General features: G+C 64.9%; 15 protein-coding genes. All 15 read right to left on the minus strand.

Features of this window, described 5'->3' with window-relative positions:
- Positions 1 to 230: 230 nt before the first annotated feature.
- The gene (locus A9179_RS16895) at positions 231 to 1556 is read right to left on the minus strand and encodes an ABC transporter permease (RefSeq protein WP_187807374.1); all 1326 of its coding nucleotides are present in this window, start codon (positions 1554 to 1556) and stop codon (positions 231 to 233) included.
- Positions 1553 to 2281 carry a hypothetical protein gene (locus tag A9179_RS16900; protein WP_187807375.1) on the minus strand — a complete coding sequence of 243 codons (729 nt, stop codon included), beginning with the start codon at positions 2279 to 2281 and terminating at the stop codon, positions 1553 to 1555. The genes A9179_RS16895 and A9179_RS16900 overlap by 4 nt, the downstream gene beginning before the upstream one ends.
- Positions 2271 to 3026, minus strand: a complete 756-nt coding sequence (locus A9179_RS16905; RefSeq protein ID WP_187807376.1) for an ABC transporter ATP-binding protein — start codon at positions 3024 to 3026, stop codon at positions 2271 to 2273. Before A9179_RS16905 ends, A9179_RS16900 begins: the two co-directional genes overlap by 11 nt.
- A gap of 14 nt (positions 3027 to 3040) precedes the next feature.
- Complete coding sequence (locus A9179_RS16910) at positions 3041 to 4147, minus strand: hypothetical protein (protein WP_187807377.1); 1107 nt, start codon at positions 4145 to 4147, stop codon at positions 3041 to 3043.
- Positions 4148 to 4160: 13 nt separating this feature from the next.
- On the minus strand, positions 4161 to 5420 hold the full coding sequence (locus A9179_RS16915) for a beta-ketoacyl synthase N-terminal-like domain-containing protein (RefSeq protein ID WP_187807378.1): 1260 nt from the start codon (positions 5418 to 5420) through the stop codon (positions 4161 to 4163).
- Positions 5413 to 7962: a beta-ketoacyl-[acyl-carrier-protein] synthase family protein gene (locus A9179_RS16920; RefSeq protein WP_187807379.1), complete on the minus strand. Its 2550-nt coding sequence runs from the start codon at positions 7960 to 7962 to the stop codon at positions 5413 to 5415. Before A9179_RS16920 ends, A9179_RS16915 begins: the two co-directional genes overlap by 8 nt.
- 99 nt (positions 7963 to 8061) lie before the next feature.
- On the minus strand, positions 8062 to 9210 hold the full coding sequence (locus A9179_RS16925) for an aminomethyltransferase family protein (RefSeq protein ID WP_187807380.1): 1149 nt from the start codon (positions 9208 to 9210) through the stop codon (positions 8062 to 8064).
- Between the two features lie 50 nt (positions 9211 to 9260).
- Positions 9261 to 9554, minus strand: a complete 294-nt coding sequence (locus tag A9179_RS16930; protein ID WP_187807381.1) for an acyl carrier protein — start codon at positions 9552 to 9554, stop codon at positions 9261 to 9263.
- Positions 9555 to 9577: 23 nt separating this feature from the next.
- The gene (locus tag A9179_RS16935) at positions 9578 to 10159 is read right to left on the minus strand and encodes a 3-hydroxyacyl-ACP dehydratase FabZ family protein (RefSeq protein WP_187807382.1); all 582 of its coding nucleotides are present in this window, start codon (positions 10157 to 10159) and stop codon (positions 9578 to 9580) included.
- A gap of 9 nt (positions 10160 to 10168) precedes the next feature.
- Entirely contained in the window at positions 10169 to 10924 is a 756-nt protein-coding gene (locus tag A9179_RS16940; RefSeq protein WP_187807383.1) for an SDR family oxidoreductase, read from the minus strand.
- 24 nt (positions 10925 to 10948) lie between these two features.
- A complete protein-coding gene (gene acpS, locus A9179_RS16945) occupies positions 10949 to 11317 on the minus strand; it encodes a holo-ACP synthase (RefSeq protein WP_187807384.1) in 369 nt (122 codons plus the stop codon).
- 9 nt (positions 11318 to 11326) lie between these two features.
- Positions 11327 to 12370, minus strand: coding sequence for a hypothetical protein (locus A9179_RS16950; RefSeq protein ID WP_187807385.1), 1044 nt, complete (start codon positions 12368 to 12370; stop codon positions 11327 to 11329).
- Between the two features lie 18 nt (positions 12371 to 12388).
- Positions 12389 to 13417, minus strand: coding sequence for an ACP S-malonyltransferase (locus A9179_RS16955; protein WP_316851839.1), 1029 nt, complete (start codon positions 13415 to 13417; stop codon positions 12389 to 12391).
- On the minus strand, positions 13320 to 14693 hold the full coding sequence (locus A9179_RS16960; RefSeq protein WP_187807387.1) for a hypothetical protein: 1374 nt from the start codon (positions 14691 to 14693) through the stop codon (positions 13320 to 13322). The genes A9179_RS16955 and A9179_RS16960 overlap by 98 nt, the downstream gene beginning before the upstream one ends.
- Before the next feature lie 30 nt (positions 14694 to 14723).
- A complete protein-coding gene (locus tag A9179_RS16965) occupies positions 14724 to 15551 on the minus strand; it encodes an outer membrane lipoprotein-sorting protein (protein WP_187807388.1) in 828 nt (275 codons plus the stop codon).
- Between the last annotated feature and the right edge of the window lie 429 nt (positions 15552 to 15980).

Raw genomic sequence — 15980 nt, forward strand, 5'->3', positions numbered from 1 at the left:
GCACCGCTGCGGTTATTTCCCGCAGTACGGCGCATCGTTATTAAGCGGCTAATTATCCGGGTAACTTCGCGGATAACTTTTTGCCACTTCGACCTGCTTCTTGCGAAGCCACTTTCGCGGTTACCCCTTACTCATCACAGGTCAATAAACTGCTGTTCGACTTGTACAACTTCACGAGCACCGGCAAGGGTCTCCGGATATATATCCAGGGTCAGTTATCCGAGCCGTGCTCAGACAAAGCGGAAGGCCTCCGCAATCAGCAGTTTCGACGCCCGCCGGGCCGGGATCAGCGACGCCAGCACCGCCGTGACAATGGCCAGGGCGCAGGTGAACCAGAACAAGTCGGCGTTCTCGTTCCACAGGATGAAAGCCAGATAGCCCTTGGTGTAGCCGGGCGACGGCGGCATCGGCAGGCCATTGAGGTTGATCAGCTCGGCCAGGCCGATGCCCACCGCCACGCTGAGCGCGGCGCCGAGCAGGCCGATGAAGATGCCTTCGAGGATGAACAGCCGCCCCACCTCGCGCTGGGTCAGACCGAGGGCGCGCAGGGTGGCGATCTCGCGGGTGCGCTCGACCACGTTCATCATCAGCGTGTTACCGATCATGAACACCACGATCACGCTGACGATCGACTTGATGAAGAAGAAGATGCCGTCGAACAGGCTGACCACCTGGTGGTAGTACACCGCCAGCTCGGACCAGGGCCGCACTTCCAGCTTCAGGCCCTTGTCCTTGATCAGCTGCTGCACGCGGGCCAGGGCGGCATCCGTCTGCTCGGTGTCGTTGAGCAGGATGATGATGCGGCTGACCTGGTCGGTTTCCAGCAGCTCCTGGGCGGTCTTCAGCGGCAGCTTGAGCGAACGGTCGTCGTACTCCTTGATGCCCGACTCCATCACCCCGCGCACCGTCACCGACATGGCGTTCTGCCCGCCGCTGGGGTTGACCACCAGCAGGTCGAGGCTGTCGTCGTAGCCGGCCGCCAGGCCACGGGCCACGCCGCTGCCGATGGTGGCGCCAAGGCCGTCGATGCGCGACAGGTCGCTGCCGAGGATGATGCGATCGAGGGCCCCCAGGGTCAGCGAGCTGGCCGGTTCGATGCCGACCCCGGAGATGAAGGTGGAGGTCTCGCTCTCGTAGTGCGAGGCGATCCCGGAGAACTCGATCTGCCCGGTCACCGTCTTGAGCATCGGCCCCAGCTCCGGATCCTCGGCCAGCATCTGCTTGATCTCGGGATAGCCGTCGATGCCGTAGTGCAGCGGGTTGGTCGCGCCGCTGGCCAGGTAGCCCTCGCGGTACAGCTGCAGGTGGCCGAGGTTGGTACGGATGGTCTGCTCGCGCAGCGCCGAGAAGGAGTGCTGGACGAAGCCGCCGAAGATGAACACCGCCACCCCGCCCATGATGATCGCCAGCAGGGTTACGCCGGAACGGCGACGCTGGCGGAACAGGTTGGCGAAGGCATAGCGGATCGAGGTCGGCCGTTTCAGCGCCGTCCACAGCACCAGCAGCAAGGCGTAGACGATGACCGCATTGGCCAGGTAATACAGCAGCTCGCTCATTGTCCGTCCTCCACGATCGGCGCCAGCACGTAGCGGATTTCCGCCTCGGTGAGAAACAGCCGCGTATCCCCCTGATCCAGCACCGCGGCCCACAGCGGGTTGCCTGCCAGCTGCTGGCGCAGCGCCCGGGCCTGTTCATCCTGGCCGTCGCGGGCCAGGGCCCGACTGCGCAGGAAGTCGCCGAGCGGGGCCAGTTCCACCGGCACGCTGGCGGCCTGCTCCTGCAGGTAGCGCAAGTCCTTGAGCGCCACCACATGGCGACCGAACTCGGCCGGCACGTAGCAGTCCAGGCGCGCGCGCAGGAAGTGCAGGCGCCAGTCCTCGGGGGCCTGATCCACCGCCTCGTCCATCAGGAAGAAACCGCGCTTGGCCAGTTCGGCGGCGCGGAAGTAGTTCTGCTGCTTGACGTACTCGCCGGCGCTGAACAGCCGACCGTAGCCCTCGTAGAGCTTGGCGTAGAGGTCGTCCGGGTGCTGCTCGCGGTAGTTCGCCAGTACCTCGACGTTGGCTTCGTCGAGACCGTCCTGCGGCGCCCGCACCACCGCCAGGATGGCGCGATCGCGCTGCGCCCGCGGGCTGTCGCCGGCGCCGTCGCGCTCAGCCTGCAGTTGTTCCAGAGCCTCCCGGCTGTGCAGCCGGTAGGCATCGAGTTCGCCGCTGGCGGCCTGGGCCAAAGGCGCGGCGAGCACCAGGAGCATCAGCAGCCCCCAGGATTTAGGCGACATCCTGCAACCTCCCGTCGGCAATGCGGATCACCCGGCTGGCCACATCGCGCACCGCGTCGGCATGGGTGGAAATGATGAAAGTGGTGCCGTTCTCGCGGTTGATCTCCTGCATCAGCTCCAGCACCGAGCGCCCGGTTTCCGAATCTAGGTTGCCGGTCGGCTCGTCGGCGATCACCAGCGCCGGCTTCTTCACCAGCGCGCGGGCGATGGCCACCCGCTGCTGCTGACCGCCGGACAGTTCCACCGGGCGGCGCAGGTAATGCTTCTCCAGACCGACCCGCTCCAGCGCTTGCATCACCTGGCGGCGCGCCTGCTCCTTGGGGTAGCCGTTGAGCATCAGCGGGTAGTAGACGTTGTCGAACACGCTGAGCACCGGCAGCAGGTTGAAGAACTGGAAGATGAAGCCGATTTCCCGCGCCCGCAGCGCCGCCAGCTCGCGGTCGTTGAGCTCGGCCAGGTTGTGCCCGAGGAAATGCACGCTGCCAGCGCTGGGCCGGTCGATGCCGCCGATCAGGTTGAGCAACGTGCTCTTGCCGCTGCCGGACTGTCCAACCAGGGCGGCGAAGTCGCCACGCTCGATCTGCAGGTCGATGGCCTGCAGTGCCTGCACCCCGCCCTCGCCTTTGCCGTAGCGTTTCTCCACCCGGCCCAGGCGCACCACCGGCAACTGGCAGGCACCGACCAGGCCGCTGCGTTTGCCTTCGTGGCCCGTCACCGTCGCCGTGGCGTCGCGATCACTCTGCATGCTCATCTCCCTCGTCATTCGCCGCGCAGCAGCCAGGTGCCGCCGCAGCTGTCACTGAGCGACAGCAGCGCCGCCGGCGCCGCGCTGTCGCTTGCCTTGCGCTGGGCATGGCGCTGCAACGCCAGCAGTGGATTGATCCCGCCACTGTCGCCGAAGCGCCGGCAGATGTTCTCGTAGACGACCTGATCGCCCAGGCTGGCCAGCGCCTGGTTTTCCGCCTCGGCCAGCAGGCTGGAGGGATAGTGGCCGCCATACAGCAGCGCACGGCCCTGCGGCAGACGGGCCTGCCAGGCCTCGTGCCAGGTCGCCTGGCTGGCGGCGCGACCGGCCGGCAGCGCCAGGTAGTGCGGCATGCCCAGCTGCATGCAGGGCTGGCGGGTGCTGGCCGCCACGTCCGCGCGCTTGAGCACGACAAAGCCGGCACGCTCCAGCAGCGGCGCATTGTGCTGCCCGCCGCGACCCAGCCAGCGGCGCTCCTGCTCGGCATTGCCGATCGCCTCGGCAAAGCCCAGCACCGGATGGAAGCGGAACAGCCCGCCGAGCAGCACGCTGTCGGCGCTGCCCGCGCGCAACAGCTCACTGGCCACCCGCAGGCCCTGGATGAACGCCGCGCGCCCCGCCTGTACCTTGCAGGAGAACGCCTCGATCGCATGGTCGCGCAGGAGGAATTTGGGGATCACGTCCAGATCGAAACTGTCGCGCCAGTTGAAGGCGTGCTCCAGGTGCGAGCTCTGCCCCCAGAAGTCGAAATACACCAGGGCCATGCGCTCGCGGGCACTGCGCCGGCCGCAATTGGCCTCGGCCTGGGCCAGCGCCTGCTTGGCCGCCAGGGCCACCGCTGCCAGGCTGTCGCGGTAACCCGGCTTGCTCGCCTCGCCTGCCTCGCCACCGCTGAAGCGGCTGATATCCCAGCAGCGCCGCCCGGTGCGGCGCACCGCCCGGCGGTACTGCACGGCCTCCCAGGCGCGGAACCAGCGCGGCGCAAAAGGTTGCGGCGCCTGCTCCGGCTGCACCACCGAGAGGCCCACCAGGGTCGTCGCCGCCCAGGGCTGGATCTGCACCTGCGGCTCGCTGCTGGCGGCCGGCCGGGCCGGGGTCACTTGCTGTTCTTCGACGGACATGCGCTCTTCCCTGTCAACCCGCCAGCCGCGTCAGCGTGCAGGCGGCAATGGAACCTTCGATACCCAGGCCGAGCTTGAGCACGTTGTCGCGGGCCAACGGCAGCGGCTCGCGGTCGGCATGCAGCTGCACGCCGGAAGTGACGTCCAGCGGCGCCTGGGAGCGGAAGGCGAGCAGGCGGCGTTGCTGCATGGCGTCCACCAGAATGGCCAGGTCGGTCAGCCCGCTGGCTGCCACCTGGTAGCCCAGCTGAGCCTTGTAGGAAACCACCGGGATAGCGTTGTCGCCCCACACCTTGCGCACCGCCAGCATCTCGGCCTGGTCGCTGCCGCGGATGCCGTTGCCGTGCATGAACACGCAGTCCACCTCGCCCGCTGTCACCCCGGCCTGCTCCAGCGATTCCTCGATGGTCTTGGCGATCACCCGGAAATCCGGGGCAAACGACTGCCCGCCACGGGACGTGCCGCCACCCTGGCGCACGGCGAAACCGGCCACCTCGACCTGCCCGCGGGCCTGCCGGGCCTGCAGGTGGGTGGCGCTCTCCAGGATCGCCACCGCCACCCCGGCGCCCAGCAGCACGCCCTCGGTGCTCGCCGCGAAGGGCTGCGCCACCGAGCGAGCCAGGGCGTTGACCCCGCCCATGAACATCAGGTTGTACTGCGACACCTGCTGCCAGGAGGCGACCACCGCGATGTCCGTGTCGCCGGCTTCGACCGCCTTGCTGGCCAGGTACAGCGCGGTGAGGCTGGAGCAGCTGGCGGTGCTCAGCGCCAGCGGCGGGCGCGCCAGATGCAGGCGCTGCATGAGCAGGCGCGCCAGGCGTTCCTCGGCGTAGCTGTCGCTGTGCATCTGGCGGATGCCGGGGTTGAACAGCAGATCCTCGCTGTCGTTGCGCTGCAGGTAGGCGGTGAACTTCATGATGTCCGGCTGCACGCCCTGGCCGCCGATGTACAGCTGCACCGCCTGGCCGGACAGGGCCGAGCGCGGCAGCCCGGCATGTGCCAGGGCCTCATCGATCACCCGTTCCAGCAGCTGCACGGCGCTCTGCGCATCACCGCCGCGCAGAGGTTTGCGCGCCCCCGGCAGCGGTGGCATGGCCACCTGCTGCGGGTTGAACAGCATGCCCTGCTGCTGCGCCTGGCTGTCGCTGCGAAAATACGCCTGGCGCGGCCCCAGGCGCTGTTCGCCAAGGGCCGCCACCAGGCTCGGGCGATCCTGCCCGAGGCCGTTGAATACCCCTACGCCGCTGACCAGCGCGCGCCGACGATCAGGCATCGGCCGACCCCTTGCGTACCACCACGGCGTAGTTGTTGCCGCCTTCCGAGGCGCCGATCACCAGGGCATGGCGCACCTGGCGCTGCAGCGGCTGGCGGACGAAGGCGATGTCTTCGGCGCAGTAGTCCTGGGTAAAGGGGATCGGCGCAATCACCCCGCTGCGCATGGCCTCCAGCACCAGCGACAGGTTGAGCAGGCCGGCGGCCGACTCGACGAAGCCGAAATGGCCGTTGTAGTTGACCAGCGGGATCTCGCGGCTGGCCGCGCCGAACACCGCACGGATCGCCCCCAGCTCCTTCTCCGCGCTTTCCGCCACGCCCCAGCTGGTACCGCAGATCAGGTCGACCTGGCCCGGCTGCAGGCCGGCTTCGTCGAGGGCCTGGCGGATCGCCGCGCTCATCGCGTTGCCACTGGCCAGCGCCGGCTCACCGGGATAGGCGGCGTCGCAGGCGCGGCCGTAACCGATCATCTCGGCGAGGATCTCGGCCCCGCGCGCCACCGCGGCATCGGCATCTTCAAGCATGGCCACCGCAGCGCCCTCGCCCTGGGTGAAGCCGCTGGCCTCGGCGCCATACACCTGGAACGCCTCGGCCTCGCCACGCCAGCTCTGCCGGCTGCTGCTGACCTGCGACATCAGAGCGGTGGAATAGGCGTTCTCGTCGGCGCCGCCGACCAGGGCCTGGTTCTGCAGGCCCTGGCGCACCAGCTCGTAGCCGTAGAACAGCGCACCGAAGGCAGCGTTGTAGCCGGTCGACAGGGTGGTGTTATAGCCCTTCATGCCCTTGGCGATGGCGCAGAAGGTGGCGATGGAGTTCATCAGCGCCGAGGGGAACTCGAAGGTGCGCGCGCGGCGCGGATCCGGGTGCAGGCTCTGGGCGTACTTGGCCACGGTGGCCTGCGGCCCCTTGGACATGCCCATGATCAGCGCCACGTCGGTGTCGCCATGGCGGATCTTGCGCCCGCCGCTCTGCAGCGCCTGCTCTACCGCCAGCAGCGCATAGGTGGCGATCTTGCTGGCCTTGCGCGAGTCGAAGTTCTTCAGGTGCTTGCGCGGCTCGATATCGCGGATCTCGTGGGCGCGGAACTGCAGGGCGCGCACGTCGCCGTCACTGAGGCCGGCCAGGCGCTCGGCCAGGCTCGGGTTGGCGGCGAGGATCTTGGCGTACTCCTGGCTCTCGCCACTGGCGTCCAGCCAGTCGCCGGCCGACACCAGTACCGAGCCGCAGTCGCCGGCCAGGGCGCGCTGGCTGATCTGCGCCGCGCCGTAGCCGAGGGAACTGAGGGCGCCCATGCCGGTGATCGCCACGCGCCGCGGGCGGTATTCGGTCTGCGCCACCTGCTCGGGCTTGACCGAGGAGACGATGCTGCAGTTGTTGCCGCCGAAGGCGTAGTTGTTCTTCATGAACAGCTTGACGTCGTGGCGCTGGAACTCGTTGGGCACGTAGTTGAGGTCGCAACCGGTGCGCGGCACGCTGAAGTTCAGGGTCGGCAGCACCTTGCCGGTTGGCAGGGTGGTCAGGCAGGCGATCATCTCGATGATCCCGGCCGAACCGATGTTGTGGCCGAAGTAGGACTTGGTCGAACTGACCGGGATATCGGCGATGTTGGGAAACACCTTCTTCATCGCCAGGGTTTCCGCCCGGTCGTTGGCTTCGGTGCCGGTGCCGTGAGCGTTGATGTAATGGATGTCCTGCGGGCCGACGCCGGCGTTGGCCAGGGCCGCGCGCATCACCAGGGAGGCGCCTTCGGCGCGCGGATCCGGCGCGGTTTCATGGTGCGCGTCGGAGCTGGTGGCGTAGCCGATGATCTCGCCGTAGATGGTCGCGCCACGCGCCTTGGCGTGTTCGTACTCTTCCAGCACCAGGGCGCCGGCGCCTTCGCCGACGGACATTCCCGGGGTACCGGAGAATGGGCAGCAGGCCTCTTCGCGCATCGCCTTGAGCGCGTAGAAACCGGCGAAAGTGGGCAGGTAGACCGGATCGGAACCAACGATCAGGGCCACCGGGTTCTTGTCGTTCTGGATCTGGTCAAAACCGATGCCGATGGCGTTGGTGCTCGCCGTGCAGGCGGTTGCCACCAGTTCGAAGCCGCCCTTGAGGCCGAGCAGCGAAGTGACCACCGGGCAGATCGAGGCGAAGTTGCCGGAAACTTCCATCTTGCGGACGGAGAAGTCCTGCGGACGGTTCTCGATCAGCGGCATGATCGCCTCGGCGCTGGCCGAGGACACCCCGACCACCAGGCTGGTGCGCTCGAGCAATGCGTCGCCGAGCAGGCCGGCCTGCTGCAGCGCATCGCGGCCGACCTTGTAACCCCACAGCACGGTGCGATCCAGCTCGGGCAGGCGCTCGGCGTCGATGCCTTCGTAGTGCACGTCCTGCAGTACCTCGCAGGCCAGGGCGTCGTCGAAATACTGGCGGAAATGTTCGCTCGGCCGGATCGCCGACTGGCCGGCCAGCAGGCCCTCGCGAAACGCCTCCACCGTGCTGCCCAACGCCGTCAGCACGCCCATCCCTGTGACCACTACCCGCTTGCGCTTGACCATTTCCAGACTCCCCTGTGGCTCGGCACGCCGAATGCCGCGCGCCAGACAGCGACAGGGCCACCCAGCGGGCGGCCCCTGGCTGCGATTGATTGCGTGTTGTTATGCCTGCGCCTGTTGCTCCAGCACGCTCTTCGGCCGCGACGGGTCGACGTAGCTGTGCTCGGCCGGATTGACCAGGAAGCTGAAGTTCTGCAGGAACGGGATCGCCACCGTGCTCACCGCGATGCGCGTGGCCGCCACGCCGATGGCGTAGCTGTCGATCCCGGCATAGGCGTAGTCGGCATCCAGCAGGGCCTGGCCGATATGGGCGCCGACGCCCTCGGAGTGACCCAGGGTGATGACGGTGCCGATCTTCTGCTCGCCGCTGTACAGCGCATCGCCGATATTCGCCGCGCTGCCATCGCCCTTGACCACGAAGCCCACCACGCGGCTTTTCGTGCCGTCTTCCAGCTTGCTCAGCAGCGCTTCGCGGCCGACGAACTCGTCCTTGTCGTAACGCACCGCCCACTGCAGCTGCAGCTCGATCGGGCAATGGCTGAACTCGCCGACCAGGGCCGGATCCCAGCAGGGGTTTTCCAGGCGTGACTTGAGCTGGAAGTCGATGCCGCCCTTCTTCAGGTCGAACTTGGCGCCAGCCTCGGCAGCGCGCTGCCACAGATCGGCGGTGGCGTCCTTGGCGGTCAGCACCTTGTAGGCGAACTCGCCGTGCTTGCCGGCGCGGAACAGGATGGCGCCATCCACGTGCATGAACTCGAGGAACGGCAGGCCGAGCACGTCGAAGCCGAACAGCTCGGACATCAGCTCCCAGCTGTAGGGGCCTTCGAACAGGGTGGTGGAGAGCTGCTCGTCCTGCGCGGTGATCTGCACCTCTTCCTCGCCGACCAGGGCCTGCAGGCTGGCGGCCAGCTTGTCGCCACGCAGCCACTCGGAGATCAGCAGGAAGCGCTCGTCGTCGCACAGCACGTAGAGGTCGGTGACGATCTGGCCCTTGTCGTTGAGCAGCAGGGTGTACAGCGCCTGCTCGTCACGGATCACCGAGAGGTCGCCGCCGACCACACGGTTGAGGAAGTCGTAGCCGTCATCGCCCTGTACTTCGACGATGCCGAAGTGCGAGTAGTCGACCATCAGGATGTTCTTGCGCGCGGCCTGGTGCTCGGCGGCAGGCTGGCCGTAGTGCAGCGGGATACGCACGCCATTGCGCTCGGCGAACACAGCACCGGCGGCTTGATGAAGGGATTCCAGACTCATGGGAGGCTCCTTGAATTTGAGTGGCTGAAGAGGCTCGATGCACCGGCCGATCAGGCGGCAGCAGCGGCCTGACGCTTGAGAATGAAAGAGGCCAGCGAGTTGACGTTGCGCATGTAGGACGGATCGTCGCCCTCGGATACGCGCACGCCGAACTCCTCGTCGAGCATCACCACCAGCTCGGTGGCATCCACCGAGTCGAGCTTCAGGCCGCTGCCGAACAGCGGGGTGTCGTCGTCGATCTGGGTACGGGTCTGGTACAGGTTGAGGCGGTCGATCAGGCTGTCCTTGAGCTTGTCCAGAACGGCGCGGCGCTGGCCGATGACATCTTGCAGTTGCTTGTCCATATGCTTGTCCTCGCGGAAGGGCCTTAGCCCGGGTAGTTGAGTGGCTTGCTCATGTCGAACCAGTAGTTGGCAACCTTGCCGGCGGTGGTGACCCGCCGCCCGACTCGCGCCTCGACCTTGAAATGGCTGAAGCCGGCCGGGTCTTTCATGATCAGTTCGCTGCGCATGAACAGGGTGTCGCCGGGCACCACCACGCTTTTGAACTTGAGATCCTGGGAGGCCAGCACCCCGCCCCACTTCTTGCGGATGGCGGCGATGATCGCCATGCCATCCTCGGAGTGCAGGGCCTGCTGCAGCGCACGGCGCTCGGACAGGTCGCGGTCGAAACGCTGCTCGTACTCCTCGCAGAAGGCGGTGAGCAGGGTCAGGTAGTCGCTGGTCTGGCCCATCGCCTCGGCGATCAGCACGCCCGGCATGATCGGGCTCTCGGGAAAGTGCCCGGTGAACTGCGGCTCGTTGAACGAGATGTTCTTCACCGCGGTGATGTAGCCGCGCGAACCGCGCTTGAACTCGCAGATCTTGTCGACCAGAAAAAACGGATAGCGCCACGGGCCCATCTTCATGAGCATGGCGGGGCTGACGAGACTGTCTTCGGAATCGGCCATGAGTCCTCCTTAACGCATGATCAGGCCGCCATCGACCACCAGTGTCTGGCCGACGACATAGCTCGAGGAGCTGGAACACAGGAACGCGATGGCCTCGGCCACTTCGCGGGTTTCGCCCATGCGCTGCAGGGGAATGACCGACACGGTCTGGCGGATCACGTTGCGCGGCACGCGCTTGGTCATTACCGACTCAATCAAGCCCGGGGCCACGGCATTCACTCGTACGCCCTTGGAGCCCAGTTCGGCGGCCAGGGTACGGGTGAAACCGATCATCCCGGCCTTGGCCGAGCTGTAGTTGGTCTGGCCGAAGCTGTTGGTCATGCCGGCGATCGACGAGACGTTGACCACGCTCGCCAGCTTGGCCTTGCGCAGCAGGCGCAGACAGGCCTTGGTGGCCATGAAGGTGCCGTACAGGTTGGTCTTGATGACGTCGTCGAACTCCTCGAGCTCCATCATCGAGAACAGGTTGTCGCGGTACTTGCCGGCGTTATTCACCAGCACATCGAGCTTGCCGTCGGCCTCCTCGATCTGCGCCATGGCCGCGTCCAGCTCGGCCTTGTTGGTGATGTCGCACTTGAGCGCCACCACCCGCCCGGCGAACTCCTGGCGGTCAGCCAGCTCGCCCAGCCGCGCCGGGTTGTTGTTGTAGGTGGCGTACACCTTGCAACCGTCCTCCAGCAGCTTCTCGCACACCGCCAGACCGATATCGCCACTGGCGCCGGTCACCAAGGCGACCTTCCCCTGCAAATCCGTATAACTTGCCATTGCCCTAGCCCTATCTTCTGGTTGTCACCCGAGCACAACCGCTGCCACTGCATGGGTGCCGCAGTGGGATATGCTCAAACTCGCCGCAGTCAGTCCTGACTGCTGCATCAGGTCGAGGAAACGCCCGGCGAAGACCAGGTAAGGCCGCCCCGTTTCCTCATGTTCGATCTGCAGGTCGTGGAACAGCACGCCATCGCGAAACCCCGTTCCCAACGCCTTGACGGCCGCCTCCTTGGCCGCCCAGATGCCCGCAGCACGCTCCGCGTTGGCCGCGACATCACCGATGTAGTCACGCTCCTGCGCCGTGTAGACCCGGCTCATGAAACCCTCGCCGCTGCGCTGGCTGGCCGTGCGGATGCGCTCGACCTGCACGATGTCGATACCGATATGCATGGCCCTGCCCTACAGCCGCTGTGGCATGCCGGCGGCCACTGGCAGCACCTGCATTTCGTCGATGAACTGGCGGGCCATACGGTCGTCGCGCAGCAGGGTCAGCCCCCGCTCGCGCCAGAACGCCCAGCCCTGAGCCGCCAGCAGCAAGGCGCAGAACAGCGGGAACGGCAGGCGCTGCGGCAACGCGGCCAGCACCAGGCAGAGCAGCACGGCCCAGGCCGCGATCAGCGCGGCATAGCCGGCATGCCGCAGCAGCAGCGCGGACTCGCGCCGCGGCCGTGGTGACTCGCAGCGCACCAGGCTGGACAGCTGCTCGCCGACCTGCGCGAACAGCCGCGAGCGGCGTGCGCCGAACAGGCTGAAGAAGGCCGCCACCCAGGCGAGGATCACCGCGGCGACGATGAATTCAGGGGTGCCGTAACCGCCCTGCAGGCTGAAGGCCGGCTTGTCCTGCAGCGGCCAGATCAGGCTCAGGGTCAGCAGCAGGCTGATGCCCAGGTCTTCCAGGCGATAGCGCCGGGCATCGCGCGGCTGCTTGAGATGGCCGGCCAGGGCAGCCTCGCCCTCGATGCTGACCAGGGCCATGAAATACGGCGCGCTGGCGGCCAGGATCAGCCCCAGCAGCAGCGGCAGGACGCCACACAGCACGCCCAGCGCCAGCAGTTCCAGGTGCGCCGGCCACAACGCCTGACCGGCCAGCAACAGCAGTGCCACCAGTAGCGTCACCAGACCCGGCAGGACAAATGGCTGCTTGAGCGGGTTGAGCCCGTTGATCAGCGGCGTCACGCGCAACTGGTGCAGCCTGGCCAGCTCCCCCTGACCGGGCATGAACTTCAGCGCCCGCGCGGCATAGATCCAGTAGCCCGGCGCGTCGCGCACGGCGCCCAGGGTCGCGGTGAAGGCGATGCACATGCCGGCCAGCAGCAGGGCCGGCACGCCAAGCTGCGGGCTGTTGCGCAGCAGAGCCCAGGTCAGCAGCAGGCACAGCAGGCTGAGACCCAGCCACAGGCTGAAGGCATAACGACCGATATGACGCTGAAAATTCGGCAACATGGGCGCGTTCTCAGTCCGTCACTCGGCCAGCGCCGGCGCCAGCAGGTCACTTACGTGACGCGCCTGGGGGGCCGGTTGCAGTTCGAAATCCAGAAGCAGGCGGCCCAGTACCTTCTTCGGCCCGACCTCCAGGAAGCGGCCGAAGCCAGCGCCGGCCAGAGCCAGGATGGTTTCCCGCCAGCGCACGGTGGAATACAGGTTGCTCACCAGGTCTTCGCGCAGCTGCGCCAGCGAGGCCGCCGGCGCCGCCGCCTGATTGCTGTAGACCGGCAGGCGCGGTGCATGGAAGGTCAGGCCGTCGATCACCGCCTGGAATTCTTCACGGCCGAGCAGCATCAGCGAGCTGTGCCAGGCGCCGTTGACCGGCAGCTTGACCTGCTCGTAGCCGGCCGCCAGCAGGGCCGGCAGCAACTCGCGCAGGCTCGCCTTGTAGCCGGAAATCACCTGCTGGCGTGGCGAGTTGTCGTTGGCCACGGTGATGCCGTCGCCTAGCTCGTGGGCGGCGATCAGTTCGGCGATGGCCTCGCGGTCGATGCCCTTGATCGCGTACATCACCCCGTCGGTCTGTTCGGCCAGCTTCTGCATGATCCGCCCGCGGGCAGCCACGGCGCGGAACACGTCCTGCAGCTCCAGCACGCCAGCGGCGTACAGCGCGGAGAACTCGCCAACGCTATGCCCGGCCACCGCCAGCTCGCCCACCTCGATCTGCTCGCGCAAGGCCACCAGGCTGGCGATGTTCACCGTGGTCACCGCCACCTGCTGGTACTCGGTCTTGTCCAGCTTGGGCATCGGCCCCTTCAGGCACAGGCGGCGTACGTCGAAGCCGGCAATATCGCTGGCGCAGTCCCATACCTGCTTGGTGGCCGGCGAGCTGTCGCAGACCTCGTTGCCCATGCCGATATGCTGCGTCCCCTGCCCGGGGAACAGCAGCGCCAATGGAGACCCTGCGTTACCAGATTGTTCGTATGCCGGCATAGCCCACCCCACTCGTTGCCAATCGCCCAAATTCGCTTCTGTCCGGGCCGCCCAGATAAGCCCCGCCGACATACACTTCGAAATGCCGGCTCAGTTGTGAAGACAGATGCACATTGATGGTGAAACTCTGATCTTCCACGTTGTAAATCGTCGAACTTTCCCAAGACAGGCTGCGCAACTCCAGGTTGCTCTTGTCGAGGTGCGTCATCAGATACTGGCGGCCTGTCAGTACATCCCGCCGGGCCATGTTGTCGGCCTCCTGCACGGCCAGTAACTGATAACCGCGATAAACGGCAAACCCACTTTTCTGATACGCCGACTCGTTGACTTCGAGCGTATCGAAATAGTTATCCCAGTCGTCCTTGCCCCAGCCCTGATCCTGAAACAGGTATTCCAGGGAAATCGCCAGATTGCTTGCCGTGGTATAACGAAGGCCGGCGCCAAACTGGTAGAATTCACTCTTCTGCTGTTCTGTAAACAACTCGTCGGCCTGTGGAAAACCGCCCACCTGCAACTTGCCCAGTGCTTCTTTGCCGGGTTCACGCAGTGGACTTTTGTCACTCACTGCCAATTCCACATTGAGTATCCAGTCATCATCGAGAAAACCGCTGGTGCCGATACCCAAGCCTTTGTTCTCTCCCCCCACCATGACCAGCCGCGGATTGAAGTCTTCCCACAGCGCGGTGGTATAGGCGGCGTAATAACGCTCCGCCGAATTGGTACGCTGAGCACTCGTCCAATCGGCCACTCGGCCCTCTTCCGGCGCATTGGCCAGTTGTGGAACAACGGCCAGTTCGAGCGTGCCGTTCTGACTGAACCAGGAACTCTGTGCCACCAGCGAACCTTCTCGGTAGGTATCGCGCCAGGACACCCCCAAACCATTGCTGATACCGCGTGACGCGTAATTGCTGGGGTTTTGCAGAAAATCCAGCGGACTGACAAAGAAGAACTGCCCGTTGCGAATATCTTTCTTGCCCAGATCAATAAACAGCGACTCACCCGGATTCAGCGATACATAGGCCTCACGCACGAAACCACGGCTCTCGTAACCTTCATGCTCTTGCGCGACACCGTTGTCGCCATAACTTTCCAGGCGCTCGCCATAGCCATTGAAATGCAACTTCATGGCACTTGCCGTACAGTCCCCATTCACTTCGCCATAGGTCGTGAACAATCCCATGGCCTGGGTGAAATCCTCATCCGGGTTGAGTTGCGCCTCGCGCACCTGGGTGCCCCCGCCCTCCACTCCGGCAAAGCCTCCGGCACTGCACTCCAGCCCTCTGGCCAAACCGCTGGCGAGCAGCAGCGGGCCCAGAAACGGGGCAAAGCGAAGCCACTTCCGTTGCATCGGAATACCTACCGTTCTCGGCGAAATTATTTAACGCAAACGCAGCAAGTACTCTTTCTGGAAATAGCTTTCCGGTACTTCTTCGAGACGCACATCGGAATACAACATGCGCGTGTACTGTTCTTTCTGCAGACTGTCTTCGATATAGATTTCGTGTGGGCGCTCGACCCCCAGCGCCATCTTGTAATCCCGGTACCAGGCGCGCTTGAGCACCTTGTCGTTACTCGAAAGAAATTCCGCCTTGTATGGGTGATCATTTTGCGTATCGACCCAATAGACTATCTTCGGATAGGTGACATAAGCCCAGCGCCGCAGCAGTTCCAGGCGGTAACACTGGCGCTCGCCACAGGCCTCTTCGCCGACCAGTTTTGAGATATAGGAGGTATCGAAATCGGTGGCGACCACATCGCCATTGGATACTTGCCCAACCAGGCGCTGCTGGCGCGAGATCGGAATCGGCCGGCGCAACTTGGGCTCGTAATACCAGAGCTTGTCGAATATCGATAACAGCGACTTGCCGCGTTCACTGGGCGGATCGACAAAGCGCACCAGCGCCCGGGCGTCGCCGGCCTGCTCGGCACTTTCCTTGTAAAAGCGCATGGCTACATCAAGACTCTGCCGGGCAACTTCCTGATCACCCTTCATTTCCACCAGAGTCAGTGCATAACGAAATGGCTGGGCCGGCGCACGGACACGATCGGCGCGCCGGATAATATCCACCGCGCGACTATCCTGCTGATTAGCTTCAGGACTTGCAGCCTGTATGACGGGCGTAACTTCTGCACTATTTGCCAATGCCACGAAGGGCAATAGCAAACAGCCAGCGAATAATCCCAAGGAAATACCTGAAAAACGCATCCCTTCCCCCTGCACTGCCAATAGCCACCAACAGCCTGAACATCACAGATCTTATTATTTTTGTCGCGATGTACTTCCTGAACATCGCTTTTCGCTCTTCAGCAAACCGGCCGAATCCTATTTACGTTGCCGCGAGACTGTCAACACGGCAATTTCCAGCGCCAGCCAGACAACTTGACGAACGGCACAAAAAATCCCGTCCAATATCGGGATAAATCCAACTTGGAGTGATAGATAAAGAATTGGCACAGCTATTCCAAGTTCATCTGTCACGCGCTTTTAGGTGCCGCAAGCAAACCCGGAAACATGACTGCAAAGTCACGCTGAACCGACATTCAGATAGCCGTAACTAAGCCGCCCAGCCGAATGACAGCGCACGGCGCCGATAACCCTGGATTGATTTAGTGGCCTGTATCAGCGGACAGCAAC

Source organism: Pseudomonas alcaligenes, assembly GCF_014490745.1.
GTDB lineage: Bacteria > Pseudomonadota > Gammaproteobacteria > Pseudomonadales > Pseudomonadaceae > Aquipseudomonas > Aquipseudomonas alcaligenes_C.

Bases quoted from the DNA above. Each gene is read 5' to 3' on its own strand.
- A9179_RS16895 (WP_187807374.1), bottom strand. From the start codon at position 1,556: ATGAGCGAGCTGCTGTATTACCTGGCCAATGCGGTCATCGTCTACGCC.
- A9179_RS16960 (WP_187807387.1), bottom strand. From the start codon at position 14,693: ATGCAACGGAAGTGGCTTCGCTTTGCCCCGTTTCTGGGCCCGCTGCTG.
- A9179_RS16900 (WP_187807375.1), bottom strand. From the start codon at position 2,281: ATGTCGCCTAAATCCTGGGGGCTGCTGATGCTCCTGGTGCTCGCCGCG.
- A9179_RS16965 (WP_187807388.1), bottom strand. From the start codon at position 15,551: ATGCGTTTTTCAGGTATTTCCTTGGGATTATTCGCTGGCTGTTTGCTA.
- A9179_RS16955 (WP_316851839.1), bottom strand. From the start codon at position 13,417: ATGTCGGCGGGGCTTATCTGGGCGGCCCGGACAGAAGCGAATTTGGGC.
- A9179_RS16905 (WP_187807376.1), bottom strand. From the start codon at position 3,026: ATGCAGAGTGATCGCGACGCCACGGCGACGGTGACGGGCCACGAAGGC.
- A9179_RS16910 (WP_187807377.1), bottom strand. From the start codon at position 4,147: ATGTCCGTCGAAGAACAGCAAGTGACCCCGGCCCGGCCGGCCGCCAGC.
- A9179_RS16930 (WP_187807381.1), bottom strand. From the start codon at position 9,554: ATGGACAAGCAACTGCAAGATGTCATCGGCCAGCGCCGCGCCGTTCTG.
- A9179_RS16925 (WP_187807380.1), bottom strand. From the start codon at position 9,210: ATGAGTCTGGAATCCCTTCATCAAGCCGCCGGTGCTGTGTTCGCCGAG.
- A9179_RS16915 (WP_187807378.1), bottom strand. From the start codon at position 5,420: ATGCCTGATCGTCGGCGCGCGCTGGTCAGCGGCGTAGGGGTATTCAAC.
- acpS (WP_187807384.1), bottom strand. From the start codon at position 11,317: ATGCATATCGGTATCGACATCGTGCAGGTCGAGCGCATCCGCACGGCC.
- A9179_RS16950 (WP_187807385.1), bottom strand. From the start codon at position 12,370: ATGTTGCCGAATTTTCAGCGTCATATCGGTCGTTATGCCTTCAGCCTG.
- A9179_RS16935 (WP_187807382.1), bottom strand. From the start codon at position 10,159: ATGGCCGATTCCGAAGACAGTCTCGTCAGCCCCGCCATGCTCATGAAG.
- A9179_RS16940 (WP_187807383.1), bottom strand. From the start codon at position 10,924: ATGGCAAGTTATACGGATTTGCAGGGGAAGGTCGCCTTGGTGACCGGC.
- A9179_RS16920 (WP_187807379.1), bottom strand. From the start codon at position 7,962: ATGGTCAAGCGCAAGCGGGTAGTGGTCACAGGGATGGGCGTGCTGACG.